The organism is Sinorhizobium sp. KGO-5, assembly GCF_036245905.1.
Classification (GTDB): Bacteria; Pseudomonadota; Alphaproteobacteria; order Rhizobiales; family Rhizobiaceae; genus Sinorhizobium; species Sinorhizobium meliloti_A.
Genome location: NZ_BDIZ01000013.1, coordinates 27,185 through 47,095 on the forward strand (window position 1 = coordinate 27,185; position 19,911 = coordinate 47,095).

The 19,911-nt window shown below is 64.2% G+C and carries 23 protein-coding genes; 6 read left to right on the top strand and 17 right to left on the bottom strand.

The genetic code is table 11. The annotated features are described in order from the left end of the window. Positions 1-27: 27 nt before the first annotated feature. Positions 28-531 (top strand): CMD domain protein, encoded by a 504-nt coding sequence (locus BHD07_RS29285; RefSeq protein ID WP_324764267.1) that lies wholly within the window; start codon positions 28-30, stop codon positions 529-531. Between the two features lies 1 nt (position 532). After that, the gene (locus tag BHD07_RS29290) at positions 533-1,111 is read left to right on the top strand and encodes a peroxidase-related enzyme (protein ID WP_100672490.1); all 579 of its coding nucleotides are present in this window, start codon (positions 533-535) and stop codon (positions 1,109-1,111) included. 54 nt (positions 1,112-1,165) lie between these two features. Here the strand turns inward: BHD07_RS29290 and BHD07_RS29295 are convergent, their stop codons facing one another. The 7 genes from BHD07_RS29295 to BHD07_RS29325 all read right to left on the bottom strand — a co-directional run bounded on the left by BHD07_RS29295 (position 1,166) and on the right by BHD07_RS29325 (position 7,893). Next, entirely contained in the window at positions 1,166-2,092 is a 927-nt protein-coding gene (locus BHD07_RS29295) for a MurR/RpiR family transcriptional regulator (RefSeq protein WP_018097978.1), read from the bottom strand. An 8-nt stretch (positions 2,093-2,100) separates the two neighbouring features. Continuing rightward, positions 2,101-3,147 carry a C45 family peptidase gene (locus tag BHD07_RS29300; protein ID WP_338284059.1) on the bottom strand — a complete coding sequence of 349 codons (1,047 nt, stop codon included), beginning with the start codon at positions 3,145-3,147 and terminating at the stop codon, positions 2,101-2,103. Continuing rightward, positions 3,137-3,865 carry a glutamine ABC transporter ATP-binding protein GlnQ gene (glnQ, locus tag BHD07_RS29305; protein WP_018097980.1) on the bottom strand — a complete coding sequence of 243 codons (729 nt, stop codon included), beginning with the start codon at positions 3,863-3,865 and terminating at the stop codon, positions 3,137-3,139. Before glnQ ends, BHD07_RS29300 begins: the two co-directional genes overlap by 11 nt. Then, positions 3,862-4,518, bottom strand: a complete 657-nt coding sequence (gene glnP / locus BHD07_RS29310) for a glutamine ABC transporter permease GlnP (protein ID WP_338284060.1) — start codon at positions 4,516-4,518, stop codon at positions 3,862-3,864. The genes glnQ and glnP overlap by 4 nt, the downstream gene beginning before the upstream one ends. A gap of 161 nt (positions 4,519-4,679) precedes the next feature. Further along, positions 4,680-5,426: a glutamine ABC transporter substrate-binding protein GlnH gene (gene glnH, locus BHD07_RS29315; RefSeq protein ID WP_338284061.1), complete on the bottom strand. Its 747-nt coding sequence runs from the start codon at positions 5,424-5,426 to the stop codon at positions 4,680-4,682. Between the two features lie 236 nt (positions 5,427-5,662). Beyond that, complete coding sequence (locus tag BHD07_RS29320) at positions 5,663-7,006, bottom strand: aspartate aminotransferase family protein (RefSeq protein WP_338284062.1); 1,344 nt, start codon at positions 7,004-7,006, stop codon at positions 5,663-5,665. After that, positions 7,003-7,893, bottom strand: a complete 891-nt coding sequence (locus BHD07_RS29325; protein ID WP_338284063.1) for a MurR/RpiR family transcriptional regulator — start codon at positions 7,891-7,893, stop codon at positions 7,003-7,005. The genes BHD07_RS29320 and BHD07_RS29325 overlap by 4 nt, the downstream gene beginning before the upstream one ends. A gap of 92 nt (positions 7,894-7,985) precedes the next feature. Between BHD07_RS29325 and BHD07_RS29330 the strand changes: the two genes are divergently transcribed. The 4 genes from BHD07_RS29330 (at position 7,986) to BHD07_RS29345 (ending at position 9,653) form a co-directional block, all read left to right on the top strand. Continuing rightward, positions 7,986-8,846 carry a 3-keto-5-aminohexanoate cleavage protein gene (locus tag BHD07_RS29330; RefSeq protein WP_338284064.1) on the top strand — a complete coding sequence of 287 codons (861 nt, stop codon included), beginning with the start codon at positions 7,986-7,988 and terminating at the stop codon, positions 8,844-8,846. Between the two features lie 180 nt (positions 8,847-9,026). After that, positions 9,027-9,212: a hypothetical protein gene (locus BHD07_RS29335; RefSeq protein ID WP_018097986.1), complete on the top strand. Its 186-nt coding sequence runs from the start codon at positions 9,027-9,029 to the stop codon at positions 9,210-9,212. 14 nt (positions 9,213-9,226) lie between these two features. Next, on the top strand, positions 9,227-9,409 hold the full coding sequence (locus tag BHD07_RS29340) for a hypothetical protein (protein ID WP_338284065.1): 183 nt from the start codon (positions 9,227-9,229) through the stop codon (positions 9,407-9,409). Between the two features lie 58 nt (positions 9,410-9,467). After that, entirely contained in the window at positions 9,468-9,653 is a 186-nt protein-coding gene (locus BHD07_RS29345) for a hypothetical protein (protein WP_015243438.1), read from the top strand. A 72-nt stretch (positions 9,654-9,725) separates the two neighbouring features. On the opposite strand, the gene BHD07_RS29350 is transcribed toward BHD07_RS29345, so the two are convergent. The 10 genes from BHD07_RS29350 to BHD07_RS29395 all read right to left on the bottom strand — a co-directional run bounded on the left by BHD07_RS29350 (position 9,726) and on the right by BHD07_RS29395 (position 19,747). After that, positions 9,726-10,934, bottom strand: coding sequence for an MFS transporter (locus BHD07_RS29350; RefSeq protein WP_338284066.1), 1,209 nt, complete (start codon positions 10,932-10,934; stop codon positions 9,726-9,728). A gap of 351 nt (positions 10,935-11,285) precedes the next feature. Next, positions 11,286-11,717 carry an OsmC family protein gene (locus tag BHD07_RS29355; protein ID WP_338284067.1) on the bottom strand — a complete coding sequence of 144 codons (432 nt, stop codon included), beginning with the start codon at positions 11,715-11,717 and terminating at the stop codon, positions 11,286-11,288. Positions 11,718-11,801: 84 nt separating this feature from the next. Then, the gene (locus tag BHD07_RS29360; RefSeq protein WP_338284068.1) at positions 11,802-12,830 is read right to left on the bottom strand and encodes a trans-3-hydroxy-L-proline dehydratase; all 1,029 of its coding nucleotides are present in this window, start codon (positions 12,828-12,830) and stop codon (positions 11,802-11,804) included. A 51-nt stretch (positions 12,831-12,881) separates the two neighbouring features. Further along, positions 12,882-14,573: a cis-3-hydroxy-L-proline dehydratase gene (gene lhpI, locus BHD07_RS29365; RefSeq protein WP_338284069.1), complete on the bottom strand. Its 1,692-nt coding sequence runs from the start codon at positions 14,571-14,573 to the stop codon at positions 12,882-12,884. Further along, on the bottom strand, positions 14,570-15,571 hold the full coding sequence (locus BHD07_RS29370; protein ID WP_338284070.1) for a 4-hydroxyproline epimerase: 1,002 nt from the start codon (positions 15,569-15,571) through the stop codon (positions 14,570-14,572). The genes lhpI and BHD07_RS29370 overlap by 4 nt, the downstream gene beginning before the upstream one ends. Before the next feature lie 14 nt (positions 15,572-15,585). Next, positions 15,586-16,827, bottom strand: a complete 1,242-nt coding sequence (locus tag BHD07_RS29375) for an NAD(P)/FAD-dependent oxidoreductase (RefSeq protein ID WP_338284071.1) — start codon at positions 16,825-16,827, stop codon at positions 15,586-15,588. Further along, complete coding sequence (locus BHD07_RS29380) at positions 16,828-17,550, bottom strand: amino acid ABC transporter ATP-binding protein (RefSeq protein WP_338284072.1); 723 nt, start codon at positions 17,548-17,550, stop codon at positions 16,828-16,830. Then, positions 17,543-18,196, bottom strand: coding sequence for an amino acid ABC transporter permease (locus BHD07_RS29385; protein WP_102764124.1), 654 nt, complete (start codon positions 18,194-18,196; stop codon positions 17,543-17,545). Before BHD07_RS29385 ends, BHD07_RS29380 begins: the two co-directional genes overlap by 8 nt. Positions 18,197-18,208: 12 nt before the next feature. Beyond that, complete coding sequence (locus tag BHD07_RS29390) at positions 18,209-18,874, bottom strand: amino acid ABC transporter permease (RefSeq protein ID WP_338284073.1); 666 nt, start codon at positions 18,872-18,874, stop codon at positions 18,209-18,211. 66 nt (positions 18,875-18,940) lie between these two features. Next, complete coding sequence (locus BHD07_RS29395) at positions 18,941-19,747, bottom strand: ABC transporter substrate-binding protein (protein ID WP_018097996.1); 807 nt, start codon at positions 19,745-19,747, stop codon at positions 18,941-18,943. Positions 19,748-19,911 lie beyond the last annotated feature (164 nt).

Here is a 19,911-nt window from a genome sequence, read left to right on the forward strand (position 1 = left end):
GACGATTGCCCAAGCTGAAGGATTACGATGACCGTTTCCCCGAAAACAGATGTGATCGACGCCGTGCTCGGCCTGGATCCCTCCTCGCCCGTTCAGGCGCTGCGCGAGCGGCGCGAAAAGCTCAAGCATTTCACGCAAACCAGTCATGACGCGGCGCTTCTCCCCGCCGAACCAGGTAATTTCTCCTACGCCATGAGGGCGGCTCTCGCGGCGCGCATCGCCGGCCTCTGGAAAGCGGCAGAGCTCCAGGCCCATTACAAGGCGCAGCTCGAGGAGAAGGGATCGACAGCCGACCTTCGATCGATCGCCGATCCGTCCTTCAGGCCCGAGGGCGACAAGCGGCTCGCAACGATGCTTGCTCATGTCGATCTGGTGACGCTCAAGCCGAAGGAAGCGACGCGCGCGAATATCGAAGCGCTCTACGCCGTCGGTCTCGACGACCGCGATATCGTAACCCTCGCAGGTCTCATCGCCTTCGTGAACTATCAGGTGCTGGTCGTGGCCGGCCTCAAGATGCTGAGGGACAACTGACATGTCGGAAGCCGTACACGAATTCACCCTGGAGCCGCTCGATTGGCAGCCCTACGTCAAGCCAGTGAAGCTCGACGAGGCGACGCCGGAGCAGCTCGACGCTCTGAAAGTGACGCCCTCGAACACCAAGGTTTCGAACTATGTCCTGGTTCTGGCCAACGACGCCGAGATGCTCGCCGAACGTACGCCGCTCTTCAACGACATCATGTACAGCGAAGGCGGGCTCTCGCGCGGCGGGCGCGAAATCGGCGCGCTGGCAGCTTCCTTCGTCAACCGCTGCATCTACTGCGCCTCGGTGCATGCCAACCGCTACATCCAGCTGGAAAAGCGGCCGGAGGTGGTAGACGAGATCTACAGAAGCGGCCTCGACGCCGACCTGCCGGATTTCGAGCAGGCGCTTTTCAATTTCGGCGTGGATCTGACGGCGCACCCGGACAATGTCGGCGTCTACCAGTTCTACCACCTGCGCGAGATCGGGCTCGACGATCTGGAGATCCTCGACCTGATCCATTCGATCGCAATCTTCGGCTGGGCGAACCGCCTGATGCATACGCTCGGCGAACCGCATCTGAAGGAGTGAGACGTTGGGCGTTGCGTAACGTAGAGGCCTTCAGCGCCGGCCTTCGCTCCGAATTCAACCGGTTTCGATGCCCATTTCTCCGATCAGCCTCTCCCGCGCGGCAAGGGCAGCGATGGCGCGTTCGCCCAATTCGCGAGCCACGAGATTGAGTAGCCCTTCGCAAAAGACGATATAGGCTCCCATGCTGTTGCTGAAGAAACTGCTGGCGTGCGGGATGAAGAAGGCGTGCCGGGCGGGGGGAACGAGCGGCGAAGAACGGCTGTCCGTTACCGCGATCACCTCCAGTCCGGCTTTTTCTGCCACCGCGGCCACTTCGGCCACGCTGCGGGTATAGGGCGCGCAGCTCGCGACCAGAACCAGGTCTCCGGGAGAAAGCTGCGACAGCGCCTCCGCCTCGCCGAGACGCGGTGCGTCCAGCAAAGCGACGTCGCTGCGCAGCATTCCGAGGCCGTAGACCATAAAGCTCGCGAAAGCATGGAACTGGCGTACCCCGTGCACGCGCACACGCGGCGCGGTCGCGAGCAACGCCGCCGCCCGCTTCAGCGTCTCGGCATCCGTCTGACCCAGAAAGCCGTCGATATTCGCCTTCGTCTCCTGGCCGATGCGTTCGAGGACATGGACCTCTTCCCGCTCGCCGCGCGTGACCGACATCAGACGGCCAGCCTGGCGGCTGTAGAAGTAGCGCTCGTCATCGGCGATCGCCTGGCGGAAGACGCTCTGGAAATCGCTGAAGCCGGCATAGCCGAGCCGCTTGGCAAGCCTGGTAAGGGTCGAGGCGTTAACGCCCTGGCCGTCGGCGAGCTCGGATATGCTGCGCACCGCCGTCTGTTCGGGCGTATCGACCAGGCGTGCCAGCACGTCGAGCGCCTTGCTGCCGAGAGCGAGGTCGATTTCCTTGCGCCTGATCCTGAGCGTCAGGTCGCGCAGTTCCTCGATCGTGCCTGGCCGGGCGGATGCAGGGGGATCGGTGGGCGGTGCCATCGTGAACCTCAATCGAGCAGCGACCGCCTTTCCTCGAAGCGAAAGAGCGGTGCGGCATGCGCCCTGTCGTAGATTTCGCAGGCGATTCTGTCCATGTCGATGCGAAAGACCGCCGTCGCCAGCGTATTCTCGCCGTCCGGATCGTCGGGCTGTTCGCGATAGATCGGCAAGGCCGTCCGCTGCCGGTCCCAAAGGACCGCAAGAGGTTCGACGCCGGTCACGCCGCCGGCCAGAATTTCCTCTCCACGTTCCTGTCTGGAGCGGGAAGAGGCGGTGACGCGCTGGCGCTCCTCGCGCGTACCGTCGTGAATCAGATGGTTGGCGTGCACTTCGGGCGCATCGACCTGCCGGATCGAACAGGCCGAATGGGTAAACTCGACGCTGGCGATGCCCCGATTTCCGGGCTGGGCCAGGGAAATATGGAAGGCGGCGGCGCGCTGCGAACTGCGCAGCATGTCGAGTGCCTCGCGGACCGTGCCGCAATCGAGCACGGCGCGGCATAGGACCATGCGCGGCATTCCTGGTCCTGTCTGGCGCGAGCGGATATTGTTGACGGCCATGGCGAGCCCGGCATCGTTGAGCGCGAATGTATGCCCCGGAAGCGAACCGGGATAGACGAAGCCGAAGAAGGCGCGGCCGCCTGCGGAAGCGATACGGACAATGGCGCAGCCCGGACGAAGGCCCGGATCTCCGTCTTCGTTATGCGCCAGCGTGAGCCTCTGGCCGGGCAGCATGACGGTGGTGCATCCGTCGGGGGCGATCGCCCGGATATCGCCGCGGCAGTTCCAAGCAAAGACCTCGTCAAAGGGCAGTTCGAGGCCTTTTGCGAGACCGTGCAGTTCCTCGAAATAGCGGGGAAAGTGTGCTTCGACCAGTGCCCTCGCCGCGACAATGCGTTCTTGGCCGGCGAAGGCGATCACACTCGCCCAGCCGTGTGTCCTGATCAGATGGTGGTGGACGATGTCGCGGCCATGGCGGCCAAGCGCTACGCCGACCTCGAAGGGCGACCCGTCGATCTCGACCAGGGGCAGGCTGCTTGAAACCTCAATGGACATGCTGGAGAAACTCACGAAGACGCGGATTTTCGGGATTATCGAGAAGTTCGGTCGGATCGCCGTCGACGGAAATCTTGCCGCCCTCCATGAAGATCAGCCGGGAGCCTACCTGGCGTGCAAAGGCGATCTCATGCGTGACGACGATCATCGTCATGCCCTCCTCCGCAAGCGATTGCATCACCCGCAGAACCTCATGGCGCAGTTCGGGGTCGAGCGCTGAGGTCGGCTCGTCGAAGAGCATGAGTTTCGGCTTCACGGCCAGCGCGCGGGCGATGGCGACGCGCTGCTGCTGGCCCCCGGAGAGCTCGGAGGGATAGTGGTGGCCGCGGTCGGCCAAACCTACTTTGGCAAGCAGCTCGCGGGCTTGACCGATCGCCTCGGCCTTGCCCACGCCACGCACGCGCCGCGGCCCGAAAGCGACGTTCGCGAGCGCCGTCATCTGTGGGAAAAGGTTGAATTGCTGAAACACCATGCCGGCTTCCTGCCGGATGAGTCTCACCTTGGAGCGCCCTTCGCGCACGCTGATGCCGTCGACCACGAGGTCGCCCCCGTCGATCTCCTCGAGTGCATTGATGCAGCGCAGAAGGGTCGACTTGCCTGAGCCCGAAGGGCCGATGAGCACCACCACCTCACCGGCCTCGATGTTGAGGTCGACTTCCTTGAGCACGGTTACGTTGCCGAATGCCTTGGTGACGTTCCTGAATTCCACAATGCTCATAGGATACGCATCCTCTTTTCCGTCACGCGCAGGATCATGGTCAGCGTGCTCGTCATGATGAGGTAGAGAACGGCGACGGCGGACCAGATCTCGACTGCGCGGAAATTCGCCGCCATGATTTCCTGCCCCTGGCGGGTCAGCTCGCCGACACCGATGACGATGAATAGCGATGTGTCCTTGAGGCTGACGATGAACTGGTTGCCAAGCGGCGGGATCATTCGCCGGAAGGCGATCGGGCCGACAATGTAGGCGAGCACCTTCCAGACCGGCAAGCCGAGCGCCAGCCCCGCTTCCTTCAGTCCCTTGTTCACCGAGAGCAGCGAGCCGCGAACGATCTCGGCAATATAGGCGCCCGCATTGACGACGATCGCCGTCACCGCCGCGGTCATCGGATTGACGCGAAAATCCGCGAGCAGCGGCAGGGCGAAGTAGATGAACATCACCTGCACGACGATCGGCGTGCCCCTGATCACCTCGACATAGGTAAAGGCGACGGCGTTCAGGATAGCGTTGCCATAGGCACGCATGAAGCCGGCGACGACACCGACGACCAGGCCGCCGACGAGGCCCGCCAGTGCTATCAGAATGGTCAGCCGTGCACCGCCCAGGAGAGCGGGCATGGCCTCCACGACCACAGACCAATCGAATTCCATTGAATTGCTCCGCTGCATCGCGATCTGCCCCTGCGGCGATGGCGACGCTACCGATAGAGGTTATGGGCGGCTGCAGTGGCAGCCGCCGCGGCTTTCTGGAAATGCTCTCGCCATTCCTGCGGGCGGGCTGGATCGATCCGGCCCGACTCGATGCAGGAAACTCAGCTCTTCGGCTCGACGCCGAACCATTTCTTGTAGATTTCGGCGTAACGGCCATCGGCCTTCAACTTGGCGAGCGCCTCATTGACCTTGGCGACGAGTTCGCTCCCTTTCGGGAAGCCGATGCCGTATTGGTGCGCCATCATCTGTTCGCCCACCGCCTTGACCTTGCCGCCGCCGGCAGTCGCCACGTAATAGAGGACGTTCGGCGTGTCGTGCATCGCGGCGTCGACGCGGCCCGTCTGCAGTTCCAGATAGGCGTTGTCGATGTTCGGGAACTGGCGAAGCTCGGTCTCCGTGAAGTTCTCCTTTGCATAGTCGGTGGCCGACGTGCCGGTCTTCACGGCCAGCGTCTTACCCTTGAGGTCCGACGAACCGGCAATGGCGCTGTCGGCGGGCACCATCAGCATAAATCCGCTGTCATAATAGCCATCAGAGAAGTCGATCACCTTCTTGCGTTCGTCCTTGATGGTGATGCCGGCGAGGGCGGCATCGACCTGCTTCGTCTGCAGCGCCGGGATGATGCCGTTGAAATCCATCGGCTGCAGCGTGTAGGTAACCCCGATCTCGCTCGCGATCGCGTCCCAGAGATCGATGTCGAAACCGACATATTTGTCGCCCTGCTTGAACTCGAAAGGCACGAAGGCCGTGTCGGTGTCTACGACCAGGTCCTCGGCAGCTGCCGGGCCGGAGAGCGAGAGAGCAGCGGCGAAAAAGCCCGCGAAGAAATGGCGAAGTCTGTTTCTCATGGTGGCGTTCCCCTGTTTTGCATTCGGGCATCAGCGTTTTGCCGCCGGCGCCAGTGTGCAAATATAGAATGCTTTTTATGCTTTGTCGCCATGACAATTTGCACCATCCGGATCTGTTTAGCGTCACGGCTGAAAAAATGCAGCGAATAGTGGCCTGTTGCGAGGTCTGCGAAAACAGTGCCCCTCTGGCCTGCCGACCAGAGGGCGCATTAATCTATAGCTCTGGTCCGCTTGCCCTAACCGGCAGCTTCAGTGAGCGAGGCAATGGCCGCATCCACGGCATCGCCCAGGCGCTCCACGATCTGATCGACGTCTTCCCGTCCAAGGATGAAGGGGGGCGCCAGGAGGACATGATCGCCGCGTTGCCCGTCGATCGTGCCGCCCATAGGATAGACCATCAGGCCCCGTGCCATGGCTTCCTTCTTGATCCGGGCATTGAGCTTCAGGCCGGGATCGAAAGGGGACTTCGTCGTCCTGTCTGCGACAAGCTCGACGGCACGGAAGAGGCCGCGGCCGCGAATGTCGCCGACGTGATGATGATTGCCGAGCCGCTCGACCAGGCATCTTTCGAGATAGTCGCCCATCGATACGACGTTCTCGAGCAGCCCGTCGCGGCGGATGACGTCCTGCACGGCAAGGCCGGCCGCCGCGGCCATCGGATGGCCCATATAGGTATGGCCGTGCTGGAAGAAGCCCGACCCCTCGGCAAATGCTCGGAAGATTGCGGAGGACAGCAGAACCGCGCCGACGGGCTGATAGCCGCCGCCGAGCCCCTTGGCGATGGTCATCAGATCCGGGATGACGCCGTCCTGTTCGCAGGCATGCAGAGTCCCGGTCCGGCCCATGCCGCACATCACTTCGTCGAGGATCAGCAACACTCCGTATTTGTCGCAGATCGCCCGAACGCGCTTCAAATAGTCCGCGACTGGCGGCACCGCACCGGCCGTGGCGCCTACCACCGTCTCGGCGACGAAGGCGATCACCTGATCGGAGCCCAGGTCGAGGATCTTGGCCTCGAGTTGAGCCGCGGCACGCGCGGCATAGTCCGTATCGCTCTCGCCGGCTTGCTGCAGGCGATAGGCGAAGCATGGATCGATGTGGTGGGTTTCGACGAGCAACGGCCGGAATTGAGCGCGCCGCCACTCGTTGCCCCCGGCCGCCAATGCGCCAAGCGTATTGCCGTGATAGCTTTGACGCCGGGCGATGATGTGGCGGCGTTGCGGCTCGCCCTTCTCCACGAAGTATTGCCGAGCCATCTTCAGCGCCGCCTCGACGGCTTCCGATCCGCCGCTCACCAGGTAGACGTGATCGAGCCCGTCAGGTGCATCGGCAACAAGCCGGTCGGCAAGCCGTTCCGCGGCCTCGGTGGTGAAGAAGCCGGTATGGGCATAGGCCATACGGTCGAGCTGCGCATGGAGGGCGGCGAGCACATCCGGATGAGCGTGACCGAGGCAGGAGACGGCGGCCCCCCCGGAGGCGTCGATATAGGCCTTGCCCTCGGCATCGAAGAGCCGGATGCCTTCGCCGCGCACGGCGACCCGCAGTTTCGCATGAATGGCGCGGTGGAGAAGATGGGTCATAGCGTTCTCTTGGAGTTGCGGGATTGGAGATGGGTGTTCAGCGCCGCGAGCTGTCCGTCGAAGCGCTTCAGAGCGGCGAGCGTGGCTTCGCCGCCCCGGCCTGCGATGAGCGCGCCGAGCACTTCGGCGACGGCGAAGGCCGGCGACATGGCGTGCAGGAAGGAAGGACTTTCGGTCGGCACCACGATGATCGTCTCGGCGATCTGCGCAAGCGGCGCCACTTCGCTGTCGGTCACCGCGACGACCGGTACGCCGTTGTCCCGAGCATATTCGGCAAGTTCGATCGTCGCCCGTGTATAGGGAAGAACGCTGGCCACGAGCAGCACGTCTGCACTCGTGGCACGGGCGACGGCATCCGCGCCGGTGCCGCCGATGCCCTCCAGCATCACGGATTTTTCGCCCACCAACGAGAGGATATAGTGGAACTGCCAGGCGACCGCGTGGCTCGAGCGCAGCCCGAGGCAATAGACCCGCCGGGCATCGGCAATCCGCGTTGCCGCTGCAACGATGCGATCGAGCACCACCGGTTCTGCGAGCCGCGAAATCTGCGTCCCGATGGTGCGCAACATATCGGCTGCGAGCGCATGGTCGCCCCTGAGCTTCTGGCTTCGGGCCTGCTCGCCGGCCTTTCCGGCAAATCCTGCATCACCCTCCCGCAGCGCCTCGGCATAGCGTTCGCGGATGGCATCGTAACCATCGAAGCCGAGCTGCTTGGCAAGGCGGGTCATCGTCGCGGGCTGCACCCCCGCCTGGCGCGCCTGCTCGCGCATGGAGAGAAGAGCAACGTCGCGGGGATGGTCGATGATATAGCGGGCCGCCGTCCGCAATTGCGACGAAAGCCCGTCGAATGCAGTGATGATCGCGTCGCTGAGCGGCCCCTTGTCCATGCTTCATTTAACAACGATCCCGCGACCATTGCAACGAATGTTTCAGTGTGCAATTTTATGATTTCCAAAAATCATAGTTCGATGGTGCCCACATGAACGCTGGCGATGCTTTGCAGGGGATTTCGATCGCGGTCGCGCCGAATGGCGGGCGCCGGACGAAGGCCGACCATCCTGCCATACCCCTGACCCCGAAAGAACTCGCGCTTACCGCACGCGACTGCCTCGATGCCGGCGCGGCGATGATCCACGTCCACGTGCGCAAGGACGACGGAAGCCATCTTCTCGATGCCGAAGCCTACCGCGCCGCGATCGCAGCGATCCGGGCTGCCGTAGGCGATCGCATGGTGATTCAGATCACCAGCGAGGCGCTGGGCATCTACTCGCCGGCCGAGCAGATCGCAGTCGTCAAGGCCGTCCGGCCCGAGGCCGTGTCTCTGGCGCTCAGAGAGCTGGTCCCGGACGAAACGCACGAGGCTGCCTTTGCGGATCTTCTGTCGTGGGCTGCCCGGGAGAAGGTTTCGCCGCAGATCATCCTCTACGATCCGAAGGAGGCGGTGCGATTGGACGGCATGCGGCGACGAGGTCTGCTTTCCCGCGACGACATTCCCGTGCTTTACGTACTCGGCCGGTATACGCCGGGGCAAAGGTCCCTCCCCGGTGATCTGCTGCCCTTTCTGGCGCGGGGCATGCCCGCCTACTCCCATTGGAGCGTCTGCGCCTTCGGACGCCACGAGGCGGCCTGCGTCACAGCCGCAGCGCTCCTCGGCGGCCATGTCCGCGTCGGCTTCGAAAACAATCTCTGGCTTCCGGAAGGAACCGCCGCCGGCTCCAACGCCGACCTCGTCCGCACGGTTGCGGCTGCGCTGCTCCCGCTGTCGGTCCCGTTACTCCAGGGGCCGGCGCTCGCAGAGATGCTTACCCGTATCGGTTCTGCGGGTATGCCTAAAGGCTGAAGCGCGCCCATTTTCCGTCGCTCGCCTTTTGGAACCGGTGAACGCCGGTTTCGTTCTCCCATGATGACAGCGCCTCGCGCCTTATCCGGCGCGCAAGGGCGCCTGTAACACTTGGAGTGCTGCTTGCTTTGATCCTGATCGCCGGATTTACGGAAGCATGCAGCCGTATTGGAGTGCACCATGTTGACCCATGAAGATCGCAACATGCCCGAAAGGCGCGCCACAGCGGCATTCCCGATAGGTCTCATACTGCTCGCGATATGCGCCATCTTCGCCTATCTGGCGATCGGCGGCGCCATGCTGGAAGGTGAAACCGAAACGGTCGTCTACACACCGCCGATCGCCGACGCGCCGGCACCTCAATGAGAGGGAGACCTTCAATGACGCCCGATCCTATCGGTCCCGGCCCCGGGCCGGGAATAATTCCGCCGAACCCGGTTCCGCCACTCGGCATTCCCGATCCGCCGCCGAACGAGCCCCAGCCCGATAAGGGGCCCGAGGACGACACGCAGAATCCGCCCGACGAAAAGGAGCCGCCTCGGACCGACGTGCTTCCCCGGTGAGGCTTGACTTTCAGGAATGGCGATGAGAACATAACGTGAACATTCTGGAGAGTCTCTCATGACCCATGCAGAGGAAGTGATCGAGCGCGCTATGGCCGCCGTCGCCCAGGCAAGACGCCGGCGGGAGCGCGAACAGGAGTGGCGCAGAAAAACCTTCGGACGGATTCAGGTCGGTATACCGCTCCCGCCCCTCAAGCGCGGCGTGCAGCTTTCGCTTCAGCTTGACCGTCCCGGTACGCAGTGAAGCCTGAAGCCGATCGGCTCATTCCAACAGAGCGACGAGGAAAACCGTGGCACGATTTTCCTCGCGATTGCCTCAGGCGGCAGCCAGTTCCGGCCGTTCCCTGGGGAAGGGCTTGAAGGTCAGTGCGATCAGGAAAGCACCGATGCCGAGACCCCAGGCACCGATATAGAGCCAGCCGTAGCTGGCAAAAACGTCGTAGATCACCCCCCCGGCAACCGGGCCGATCGCCATGCCGAGACTGCCGGCCATTGCCGTGCCGCCGATGACGGTGCCCATCATGCGCAACGGGAAATTCTCGCGGGCGATCACGGCGTAAAGCGGCATGACGCCCGCATAGATGAAGCCGAACACGGCAGCCACCGCGTAGAAGGCGCCGAGGTCGCGCACGAAGAAATAGGCGAGCGCACCGAAGGCCTGCAGCAGCAGCCCCGATACCAGAATGCGCTTGGCGCCGTAGCGGTCTCCGAGGATGCCGAAGGCGACACGGCCGCCCATTCCCGCCAGACCCTCGAGGCTGTAGATGGAAACAGCGGCCATCATCGGGATCCCGCAGCTCACGGCGTAGCTCACGGTGTGAAAAATCGGCCCCGAATGAGTGGCGCAGCAAAAGAAGTTCGTCAGCAGCAATATGACGAATTGCGGCGACCTCAGCGCCTGTCCAAGGGACATGTCCGGCTGCCCCTCACTTGCAGAGACGGCATTCGGACCTTCGAGGACAGGCGGACGGCGCAGGAGCAACGCAGCCGGAATCATCGTGACGGCGGCAAGAGCGGCTATGATCTGCAGCGATGTCCGCCAGTCGTAGATCGTAACCAGCCACCCGGCCAACGGCGACATGGTCATGGGCGCCATTCCCATGCCGGCCGATACAAGAGATACGGCAAGGCTGCGATGCGTATCGAACCAGCCTGTCACGCAAGCCATCATCGGCGCGAATATCGCCGCGCAGGCACCTCCGACGATCACCCCGAAGAAGAGTTGGAATGCGATCAGCGATGGCGCAAGGCTGGAAAGCGCAAGGCTCGCCGCAAGGAGCGCGGAACCGACCAGCACGACCGGGCGCGGGCCCCAGCGGTCCGAAGCGCTCCCCCAGACCATACTTGCCAGGGCCATTGCGATGAAACCCACCGTCATGGCACTCGATATGCCGGTCACGGACCATCCGGTATCCCGCGAGATGGGCACAAGGAAAACCGGCAATGAAAACATGGCACCGATTGCAATGCAGCCGAGCAGGCCGCCGGCAGCAACGATCACCCAGCGATAATGCGCATCGATCATTTCTCGTATCTCCGCTCAGGGCAGTCCGGCGCGGCATTCATTTTCAGTCCACGCCCGGATTGCCGATCAAATCAAGGGCATTCTCCCGTTCGCGGCTGTGCCGCGCATACGATAGGACGAACGGCGCCCAAAGGCGCCGACATGGGAGTGGAAAATTTTTCAGGCTGCTTTGCGCTGGATGCGGTTGAACCATGTGGCGCTCAGCGGAATTCCCGAAGCCCCCTCTCCCCGCAAGCGGGGCGAAGGGACTCGCGGCAAGGTTCAAGACCGATGAGGATGCGAGGAGCGGTCCGCTTGTTCCTTCTCCGGGGAGAAGGTGCCGGCAGGCGGACGAGGGGCGGAGGCGCCGGATCAGTCCACCGTGTTCGACGTGTCGTCGACCTCGAAATCGTGCGTGATGGTCGCCGTCTTTGCGAGCATCGCGGATGCGGAGCAATATTTTTCGATGGAGAGGGCCACCGCGCGCTCGACCTTCTTGGCGGCCAGACCACGGCCCTTGACGATGAAATGCATGTGGATGCGGGTGAATACGCGCGGGTCCTGATCCGCCCGATCGGCATCCATCTCGACCACGCAATCCTCGACGGCCTCGCGGCCCTTCTCGAGGATGTGGACGACATCGAAAGCCGAGCAGCCGCCGGTGCCGATAAGCACCATTTCCATGGGGCTCGGCCCCGGTGTCGGGCTATCCGGGCCGGCGCCCGTGCCGAGCACGACCTTGTGGCCGCTTCCGGATTCTCCGACGAAGGTTCTGCCTTCGACCCATTTGATGCGTGCCTTCATCCGATTCTCCTCCCTGTCGCGATGCGTTCATCATCGTTTCAATGACGCAAAACGCTGCCGATTTCCACCCACGCGCCAATTCGCTCAGCGCGCACCCCAGGTGTCGGTCAGCCGGTAGCCCTCGGGCCATGGGTCCGACGGGTCGAGCATGTGCTGATGGGTGCCGGTAATCCAGGCGCGGCCCGAGATTTCCGGCAGCACGGCCGGCCGGCCGCCGACTTCGGTGGTGCCAAGGATGCGGCCGGAGAAGGTGGAGCCGATCAGCGAAACGGCCGTCAGCCGGTCCGAGAGCCCCATCTGGCCTCGGGCATGCAGCACGGCCATGCGTGCCGAGAGCGCCGTGCCGGTCGGAGAGCGGTCGACCTTGCCCGGCTGGATCGCGACCGCAGCACCCGCCCGCAGGCCTTCCGCCGTGCGTTCCACGGGACCGGCAAAGAGGCAGAAGGAGAAATGCCGCCAGTCGGGGTTTTCCGGATGATGGAAACCGAACTGGGCATTTGCCGCATTGGTGATCCTGACGCCGAGCCGGGCGATGTCGTGCGCCTCGTCCGGCTTCAAGGCGAAGCCCATTGCGGCGGCATACACGATTACGAAGCTGTCGCCGCCATAGGCAGTGTCGACTGTAAGGGTCCCGAGCCCCTCGACCTCCACCTTCGCGTCGAGCCGCTCGGCAAAGCTCGGCAGGTTCTCGACGAAGATGCGTTCGGCCTTGCCGTCACGGCACTCCGCGCGCACGCGAACGAGACCGCCGGGCGCTTCGAGCGTGATCTCCGTCACCGGCTCCTTCATCGGCAGGATGCCGCTGTCGAGCAGCACGGTGGAAACGCAGATCGAGTTGGAGCCGGACATGGGCGGCGTATCTTCCGGCTCCATGATGACGAAGGCGGCATCCGCGTCCGGATGCTTCGGCGGCACCAGGAGATTGACATGGCGGAAGACGCCGCCGCGCGGCTCGTTCAGGACGAAGTTGCGCAGGGTCTGATCGCGGGCGATCCAGCGGCTCTGTTCCCAGATCGTGTCGCCCGGCGGAGGCGCGACCCCGCCGACGATCACGTCGCCCACTTCACCCTCGGCATGGGCGGAAATGACATGAATGGTCTTGGTGCTGCGCATCGCGAACTCCTCGTTTCAAAAACCAGCGCGGTTATGAACGTCCGCCGCGCTTCAGGGAAGCCAGTCCGGCATCCGGACCGGGACGCGCCCCGTCAAGGCCGCGGCGACGCAATCGGCAAGGCTGCCGAAGCGCACTGCGCGCCCGGAAAGACCGGGACCGTAATGGGCGTATTTGCCGGAGTTGGTCATGACCGCCCGGGTACGCGTCGGGAACACGGGCTCGGAGATTGAGCACCAACAGAGGTCCGGCAGCACCTGCACGCCGCTCTCCTGAAGCCGCGCGAGAATTCCCTCGCGGCGCGCCGCCGCAATGACCTCATGGCCGGCCGTGACGATCACCGCCACGTCCGGATGCCGCTTGCGGCCGTCGAGCGCCTCGGCCAGCGCCCGGCACTCGGCAAGGGACGCGTGCGGGCTGCCGATCGCCACGAGTTCGATTTCATCCGGACCCTCGTTCAGGGCGGACCACGCGGCCGTCATTTCATCGCGGGTGATGGTTGCATGATCCGCGTCCTCAGCCGCAGCACCGCCGGCCTCCGGCGTCACGCCCTCCACATGCAGCATCGGCGCGGCCGAGGTGGTGCCGAAGGCGGCACAAAGCGCCTTCAAGTCGTCGCGCGAAGGCTCCGCCGGAGCAAGCCCGCGGATGAGCGGAATGCGATCTGGCGCCGCCCGCCCGGCGAGATAGCCGATCAGCGGCCAGAAAGCGTCGTCGGCGGCCGCGGGCAGTTCGACGTCTATGATCCGCCGTGCCTTGCGGTGTTCGTCGAGATAGACGCCGGAGAGCGGCGCCCGTCCGGTAAGCGCGATGCAAAGGTCGAGGAAATCCGGGTGCTTCGCCGTCCGCGCACCGAGCACGCTGTTGGCGAAGATTACGGCATTGGACTCCGCCCAGGCGACGGCTTCGCCCGTCCCAGGCGCGCTGTCGAGCAGATAGGGCGAACAGGTGAAGGTCGGACGGCAGCCCATGCGGACATAGGCGTCGGCGAGCCGCGCCGCAGGGTCGCCGAAGGACGGCGGCACGCCTTGCCTCTGCCAATTGGCATGGTCCACGGAGATGGCGTTCATCGTCGCCGGGATCCGCACCTTCGCGCCCATCTCCGCCATCTTCTCGGCAAAGGTCAGGTTCGCGGGGCTGGCATAGATGCAGCCGTCGATATGCGCCTGCGTCACATCCACGAGGCCCTGTGCCCCCTGCTGCGCCGCCATGGCCGTAATGATGCGCATGGCCTGCGCAACCGCGACGCCTTCCTCTCCGTCGAGCGTGGCGCGGTCGCCATCGGTCAGGTCGAGCGCGGCCGTCGCCGGCGAAACGACGGGGATCGTCAGCCCTTCGGCTTCAATCGTCCTGTCACAGATCCGCGCCGTCTTCGCACGAGCGAGCGCCGCAAAGGCTTCCGGCGCAAGACGCAGCACCGGCAGCGGGCTGGCGAACATCTCGGAAGCGATCAGCACGCCGAGGGTCAGCACATCTTCCGGTTCGGAAAATATGAGTGCGGCCGGGCCCCGACCGGTCAGCACGAGGTCGAGCAGCACACCCGAGCCGGTGCAGGACCCGCGGCTCGACGGCATCATCAGGATGCAGCCGGTGAGCGGGACGCCATGCAGCGGGTGGTGCACGTCGATCACGCAGCCCGTCGCGGGATCGACCCCGCCCCAGAAACTCAGCGCCTCCCCGGTCGCGATGACCGGGCCTTCGGCCCACCCCTGAAGGATGCTGCGGGCGGGATCGAGGCCGCTCATTTTACGACGAAGCCGTGGGCGAAGGGATCGCGGTCATCGATGAAGATGGTGTTGATGCCGGTCATTCGCGCCCAGCCGGCGATCGACGGGATGATCGCATCGCGGTCGGCGACCTTCGCCGCCGCTTCGACGCGACCCTTGAAAAGCGACCCGATGATCGACTCGTGGACGAATTCGTCGCCGACATTCAGCTTGCCCTTGGCGGCAAGCTGCGCGATCCGGGCCGACGTGCCGGTGCCGCAGGGCGAGCGGTCGATGGCCTTCTCGCCGTAGAACACCGCGTTGCGGGCATGGGCCTCCGGCTGCGTCGGCCTGCCCGTCCACTGGATGTGGCTCAAGCCCCGGATCTCCGGGTGTTCGGGATGGACGAACTCATATTTGGCATTCAGTGCGGCCCTGAGCTTGGGGCTCCAGCCGACCAGTTCTCCCGCCGTATGGTCGGCCATGTCGCGGAAGTTCTTCTGCGGCTCGACGATGGCGTAGAAATTGCCGCCATAGGCGACGTCGACCACGATCTCGCCCAGCCCCTCGACCTCCGCCGTGAGGCCTTCCGCATACAGGAAGCTCGGCACGTTGGTAAGGCGCACCTCCTCGACGAAGCGGCCCTCCTGGCGGTAGGTGATGTCGACCTTGCCCGCGGGGGCATCAATCGACAGCTTTCCGGGCTCGCGCGGGGTGATCAGGCCGTTCTCGATGCCCATGGTGATGGTGCCGATGGTGCCGTGACCGCACATCGGCAGACAGCCGGAGGTCTCGATGAAGAGCACCGCCACGTCGCAGTCGGGCCGGGTCGGCGGGTAGAGGATCGAACCCGACATCATGTCGTGGCCGCGCGGCTCGAACATGAGACCGGTTCGGATCCAGTCGAATTCCTTCAGGAAATGCGCGCGCTTTTCCAGCATGTTCGCGCCTTCGAGACGCGGGCCCCCGCCCGAAACCAGGCGGACGGGATTTCCGCAGGTGTGGCCGTCGATGCAGGAGAAGGTGTGGGTGGCCATGGTCGAAACCTCTGTCAGAATCTTTGCGGCGAAAAGGGTGCAATGTCGATGGCCGGAGTCCGGCCCGTCAAGAGATCGGCGACGATCCTAGCCGTCCCCGCCGATTGGGTGAGCCCGAGATGGCCGTGACCGAAGGCGAAGATCACCCGCGGCGTCGCGCGGGCGCGGCCGATGGCCGGCAGGCTGTCGGGCAGCGACGGCCGGAAGCCCATCCACTGCACCCCGCCTTCCGGTTTCAAGCCGGGCAGGAAGGCCTGCGCCTTCTTCAGCATCGCTTCCGAGCGGCGGAAGTTCGGCGGCAGATCGAGCCCGCCGAGTTCGACCGCACCGCCGACCCGGATACCGGTCGACAGCCGTGTCACAACGAAGCCATGGCCGCCGAAGGTGATCTGCGTGCGCAGATCGAACGCGTCGGCGGGAAGCGTCGTATTGTAGCCGCGCTCGGTTTCGAGCGGAATGCTTTCGCCGAGCGTGCGCGCAACCCGGTGCGAGAAAGCGCCCGCCGAGAGAACCACCTGTGCCGCCCGCCGGGCCCTGCCGTCGGCGCTCAGGACTTCAACCGCCCCGTCGACGGGCTTCAGCGCAATGACCTCCGCGCGCTCGATCACCCCGCCGATCGTGCGGAAATGGTCGGCAAGGGCAAGCGTATAGAGCTTCGGATCGGCGATCGAGTACCAGCCGGGCGTGAAGGTGGCGTGGGTGAAGCGCGCCGCCAGGCCCGGCTGGATCTCGGCAATGCCTGCGGCATCGAGATGGCGGAACTCGATCCCGTGATCCGCGCGCGCCTTCCAGCCGGCAAGCGACGCCTTGAATTCCGCCTCTCCCTCATAGACCTGGAGGTTGCCTTCCTTGCGCAGCATGGGCGCCGTGCCGGTTGCTCCGAGGAACGGCTCGAGTTCCGCTTTCGACAGGTCCATCAGCGCGGTCTGGGCCGCGGTCGAATGCGCCACGCGGGCCGGCTGACAAGCACGCCAGAAGCGGAACATCCATGGCGCGATCTTCAGCGCATAGGCGGGCGGCACGGTAAGCGGTCCGAGCGGATCCAGGAGCCATTTCGGCGCCTTTTTCAGGATGCCGGGCGAGGCAAGCGGAAGGATATCGGTGAAGGCGAATGCCCCGGCATTGCCGGCGGAAGCGCCGGCCGCCGGCTCCTCGCGGTCCAGAACGGTGACCGACAGGCCGCTGGCCACGGCGGCGATTGCGGCCGATAGGCCGACGACCCCCGCGCCGATCACGATGACGTCCGGTTCGGCCATTTATCGTACGCTCGCCAGGAACTTCTGCGTCTCGGGGTTCTGCGGCGAGGCGAAAATCTGATCGGGCGAACCGATCTCGGCCATGATCCCCTGATGGAAGAAGGCCACGCGATCCGACACGTCGCGGGCAAAGGTCATTTCGTGGGTAACGCAGATCATCGTCATTCCCTCCTCCGCCAGCATCTTCAGCGTGTCGAGCACCTCGCCGACCAGCATCGGATCGAGCGCCGAAGTCACCTCGTCGAACAGCATATATTCCGGCGACATGGCAAGCGCCCGGGCGATCGCCATGCGCTGCTGCTGGCCGCCCGACATACGGTTCGGATAGACCTTGAGCTTCTCGCCGAGACCGACGTGGGTCAACTGCTTCACCGCAATCTCCTCGGCCTTGTCCTTCGAGAGGCCGAGCACCTTGCGCGGGGCGAGCATGACGTTTTCCAGCACGGTCAGATGCAGGAAGGCGTTCCATTGCTGGAACACGATCCCGACCTTGCGGCGCAGCCTGTTGAGATCGGTGCCCTTGGCATGGACATCGGTCCCGTCGATCACGATCCGGCCGGAGTCGATCGGCTCGAGCCCGTTGATGCAGGTGAGCAGCGTCGACTTGCCGGAGCCGGAGCCGCCGATGATGGTGACCACCTCGCCCTTTTCGACGGTCAGGTCGATGCCCTTGAGAACCTCCAGAAAGCTGAAGGATTTGCGGACGTTTTCGATCTCAATCATTGGGGGACCACCGTTTTTCGAGATACCCGCCAAGCCGGGCGACGGGGAAGCTGAGGAGGAAGTAGATGGCGCCGCAGATCAGCAGAATGAAGAGCGGCTCCTGCAGACGCGTGACCAGTATCTGCGAGGCACGCAAGAGCTCGACCAGGCCGAGCCAGAGCACCAGTGCGGAGTCCTTCATCACGCCGAGCGTCAGGCCTATCCACGACGGAAGCGAGACCCGGGTGGCAAGCGGCGCCACGATATAGCGCATGTCCTGCCACCAGGTCATGCCGAGGGAGCGCGCCGCACGACGGGTCGTCACCGGTACCGACGAAATTCCGCCGCGCACGATCTCCGCGCAGAACGCCGCCGTGTAGAGCGAAAGCACCACACCGGAGGTGGTGAAGGGGCCCCAGCCGAGCTTGGCGATCGACTGGAAGGCATTGCCGAGCACGAGCTGGATCAGGAGCGGTACCGAGCGGAACACGTCGAGCAGCAAGGTCAGCGGTGCCGACCAATAGGGTCCGATCTGGAACCGGATCACTCCGAAGAGGATGCCGAGAACGGTGCCGGCGGTGACGGCGACGGCGGTGACCGCCAGCGTCATTCCGGCGCCTTGCGCAAGAAAGGCGAGATCGTTCCAGGTGAGGGCAGTATCAAACATCTCTCACCCCTCTCAGTAGCGGAACATGCGCCAGGCGAAGGCCCGGGCTGCAAGCGTGACCGCCTTGGCAATCAGGTAGTAGATCGCCGCAGCGAGCGCGAAGAATTCGAATGTGCGGAAGGAGCGGGCATTCAGCTCCTGCGTGATGCCGGCCAGGTCGGTGTTCATGCCGACGGTGACGCCCAGCGACGTCATCAGGATGGCCCAGACCATCTGGTTGGTCGCGGGCAGGAAGGCCACGCGCAGCATCTGCGGCAGAACGATCAGCCGGAACGCCTGCAGCGAGGTCATGCCGAGCGACCGGCCCGCCCGCGCCTGCGTATCCGGAATGGCCTTGAGCGCGCCGCGGAAATTCTCGGCAAGATAGCCCGCATTGTTGAAGGCGATCCCGACCAGAAGCGCCGTATAGGGGCTCAGGTGGATCCCGAAATTGCCGAGGCCGAAATGGGCCATGTAGATCTGGAACAGCGCCGGCGTGTTTCGCGCGACCTCGACCCAGGTCGTGGCGATGCCGCCAAGGATACGGCTGCCGGACAGGCGGAACACGGTGAGCGCGATCGCGCAGGCGACGCCGATGACCATCGACAGCACCGCGACCTGCAGCGTGACCACCGCGCCATCCAGCATCTGCGGCAGCGCCCTCAGCGCCTGATTCCAGTGGAAGGTGTAGTTGAACATTCCCGTCTCACCCCTCGGAATGCAGCGACGGCGCGGGTTGCCCCGCACCGTCAGACGATTCTCGGATCAGCGGTAAACGCCGTTCACCGACAGGGACGGAGCCTCGCCTCCGACCCACTTCTCGTAGAGTTCGGCATAGCGGCCGGTGCGGACCTGCTGATTGACGAATAGGTTGAGGTAGTTGAGGAAGCCGTATTCCTCGCGGTTGGTGAAGAGGGCCACGTAGTCGATGTCGAAGGGCGCCTTGTCGACCACGGAAATGCCGGGGAACTTGCCGCCCTTGACGTTGGACTGCGCGACCGTCGAGGTAGAGACGGTGGCGTCGAGCTGGCCCTGGCTCAGCGCCAGGAAGACGTCCGCCTGCGTCTGGTAGGGGCGGAACTCGCCCTCGCCCCAGGCCTTGACCTGGTTTTCGAGTGCGATTGCCTCATAGGTGCCGGCGGTGGCGCCGACCACTTTGCCCTTCATGTCTTCGAAGGACTTGATGCCGGACTTCTCGTTGGCGGTTACCGCCATTTCGAAGGCAAAGTAGGGCACCGTCATCCCGACGGTCTTGGCGCGCTCGAGCGTATCGGAGGTGGAGGCGACACCCACATCGACACGGCCGGACATCAGCGCCGGGATGCGCTCGGGAAACGGCGTCTCCACGATCTCGGCGGTGACGCCGAGCGCCTTGGCCAGATCGTTGCAGTAATCCACGTCGAAGCCGATCGGTTCGTTGTTCTCGTCGCGCGAGCCCATCGGCGGGAAGTCGAGCACCACGGCGCAGCGCAGCGTTCCCGAAGCGATGATGTCGTCCAGCTTGTCGGCATGGGCGGGGCTCGTCAGAGCGGTGGCGGCAACGAGGCCGAAGGCGAGGACCGAGGTCTTCATTCTTGTTCTCTCCCTTGAGTTGGCCGATCGGTGTGACGGCGCGCGCACTATTCCGCGTCGGAGAGCACAAATCAATTTAAAAATACAATTAGTATACAAAAAGTATATAACAGGACGCCTTTTCGCAATGAAAAGGGGCTTTCCCTTGTGGAAAAGCCCCTTTC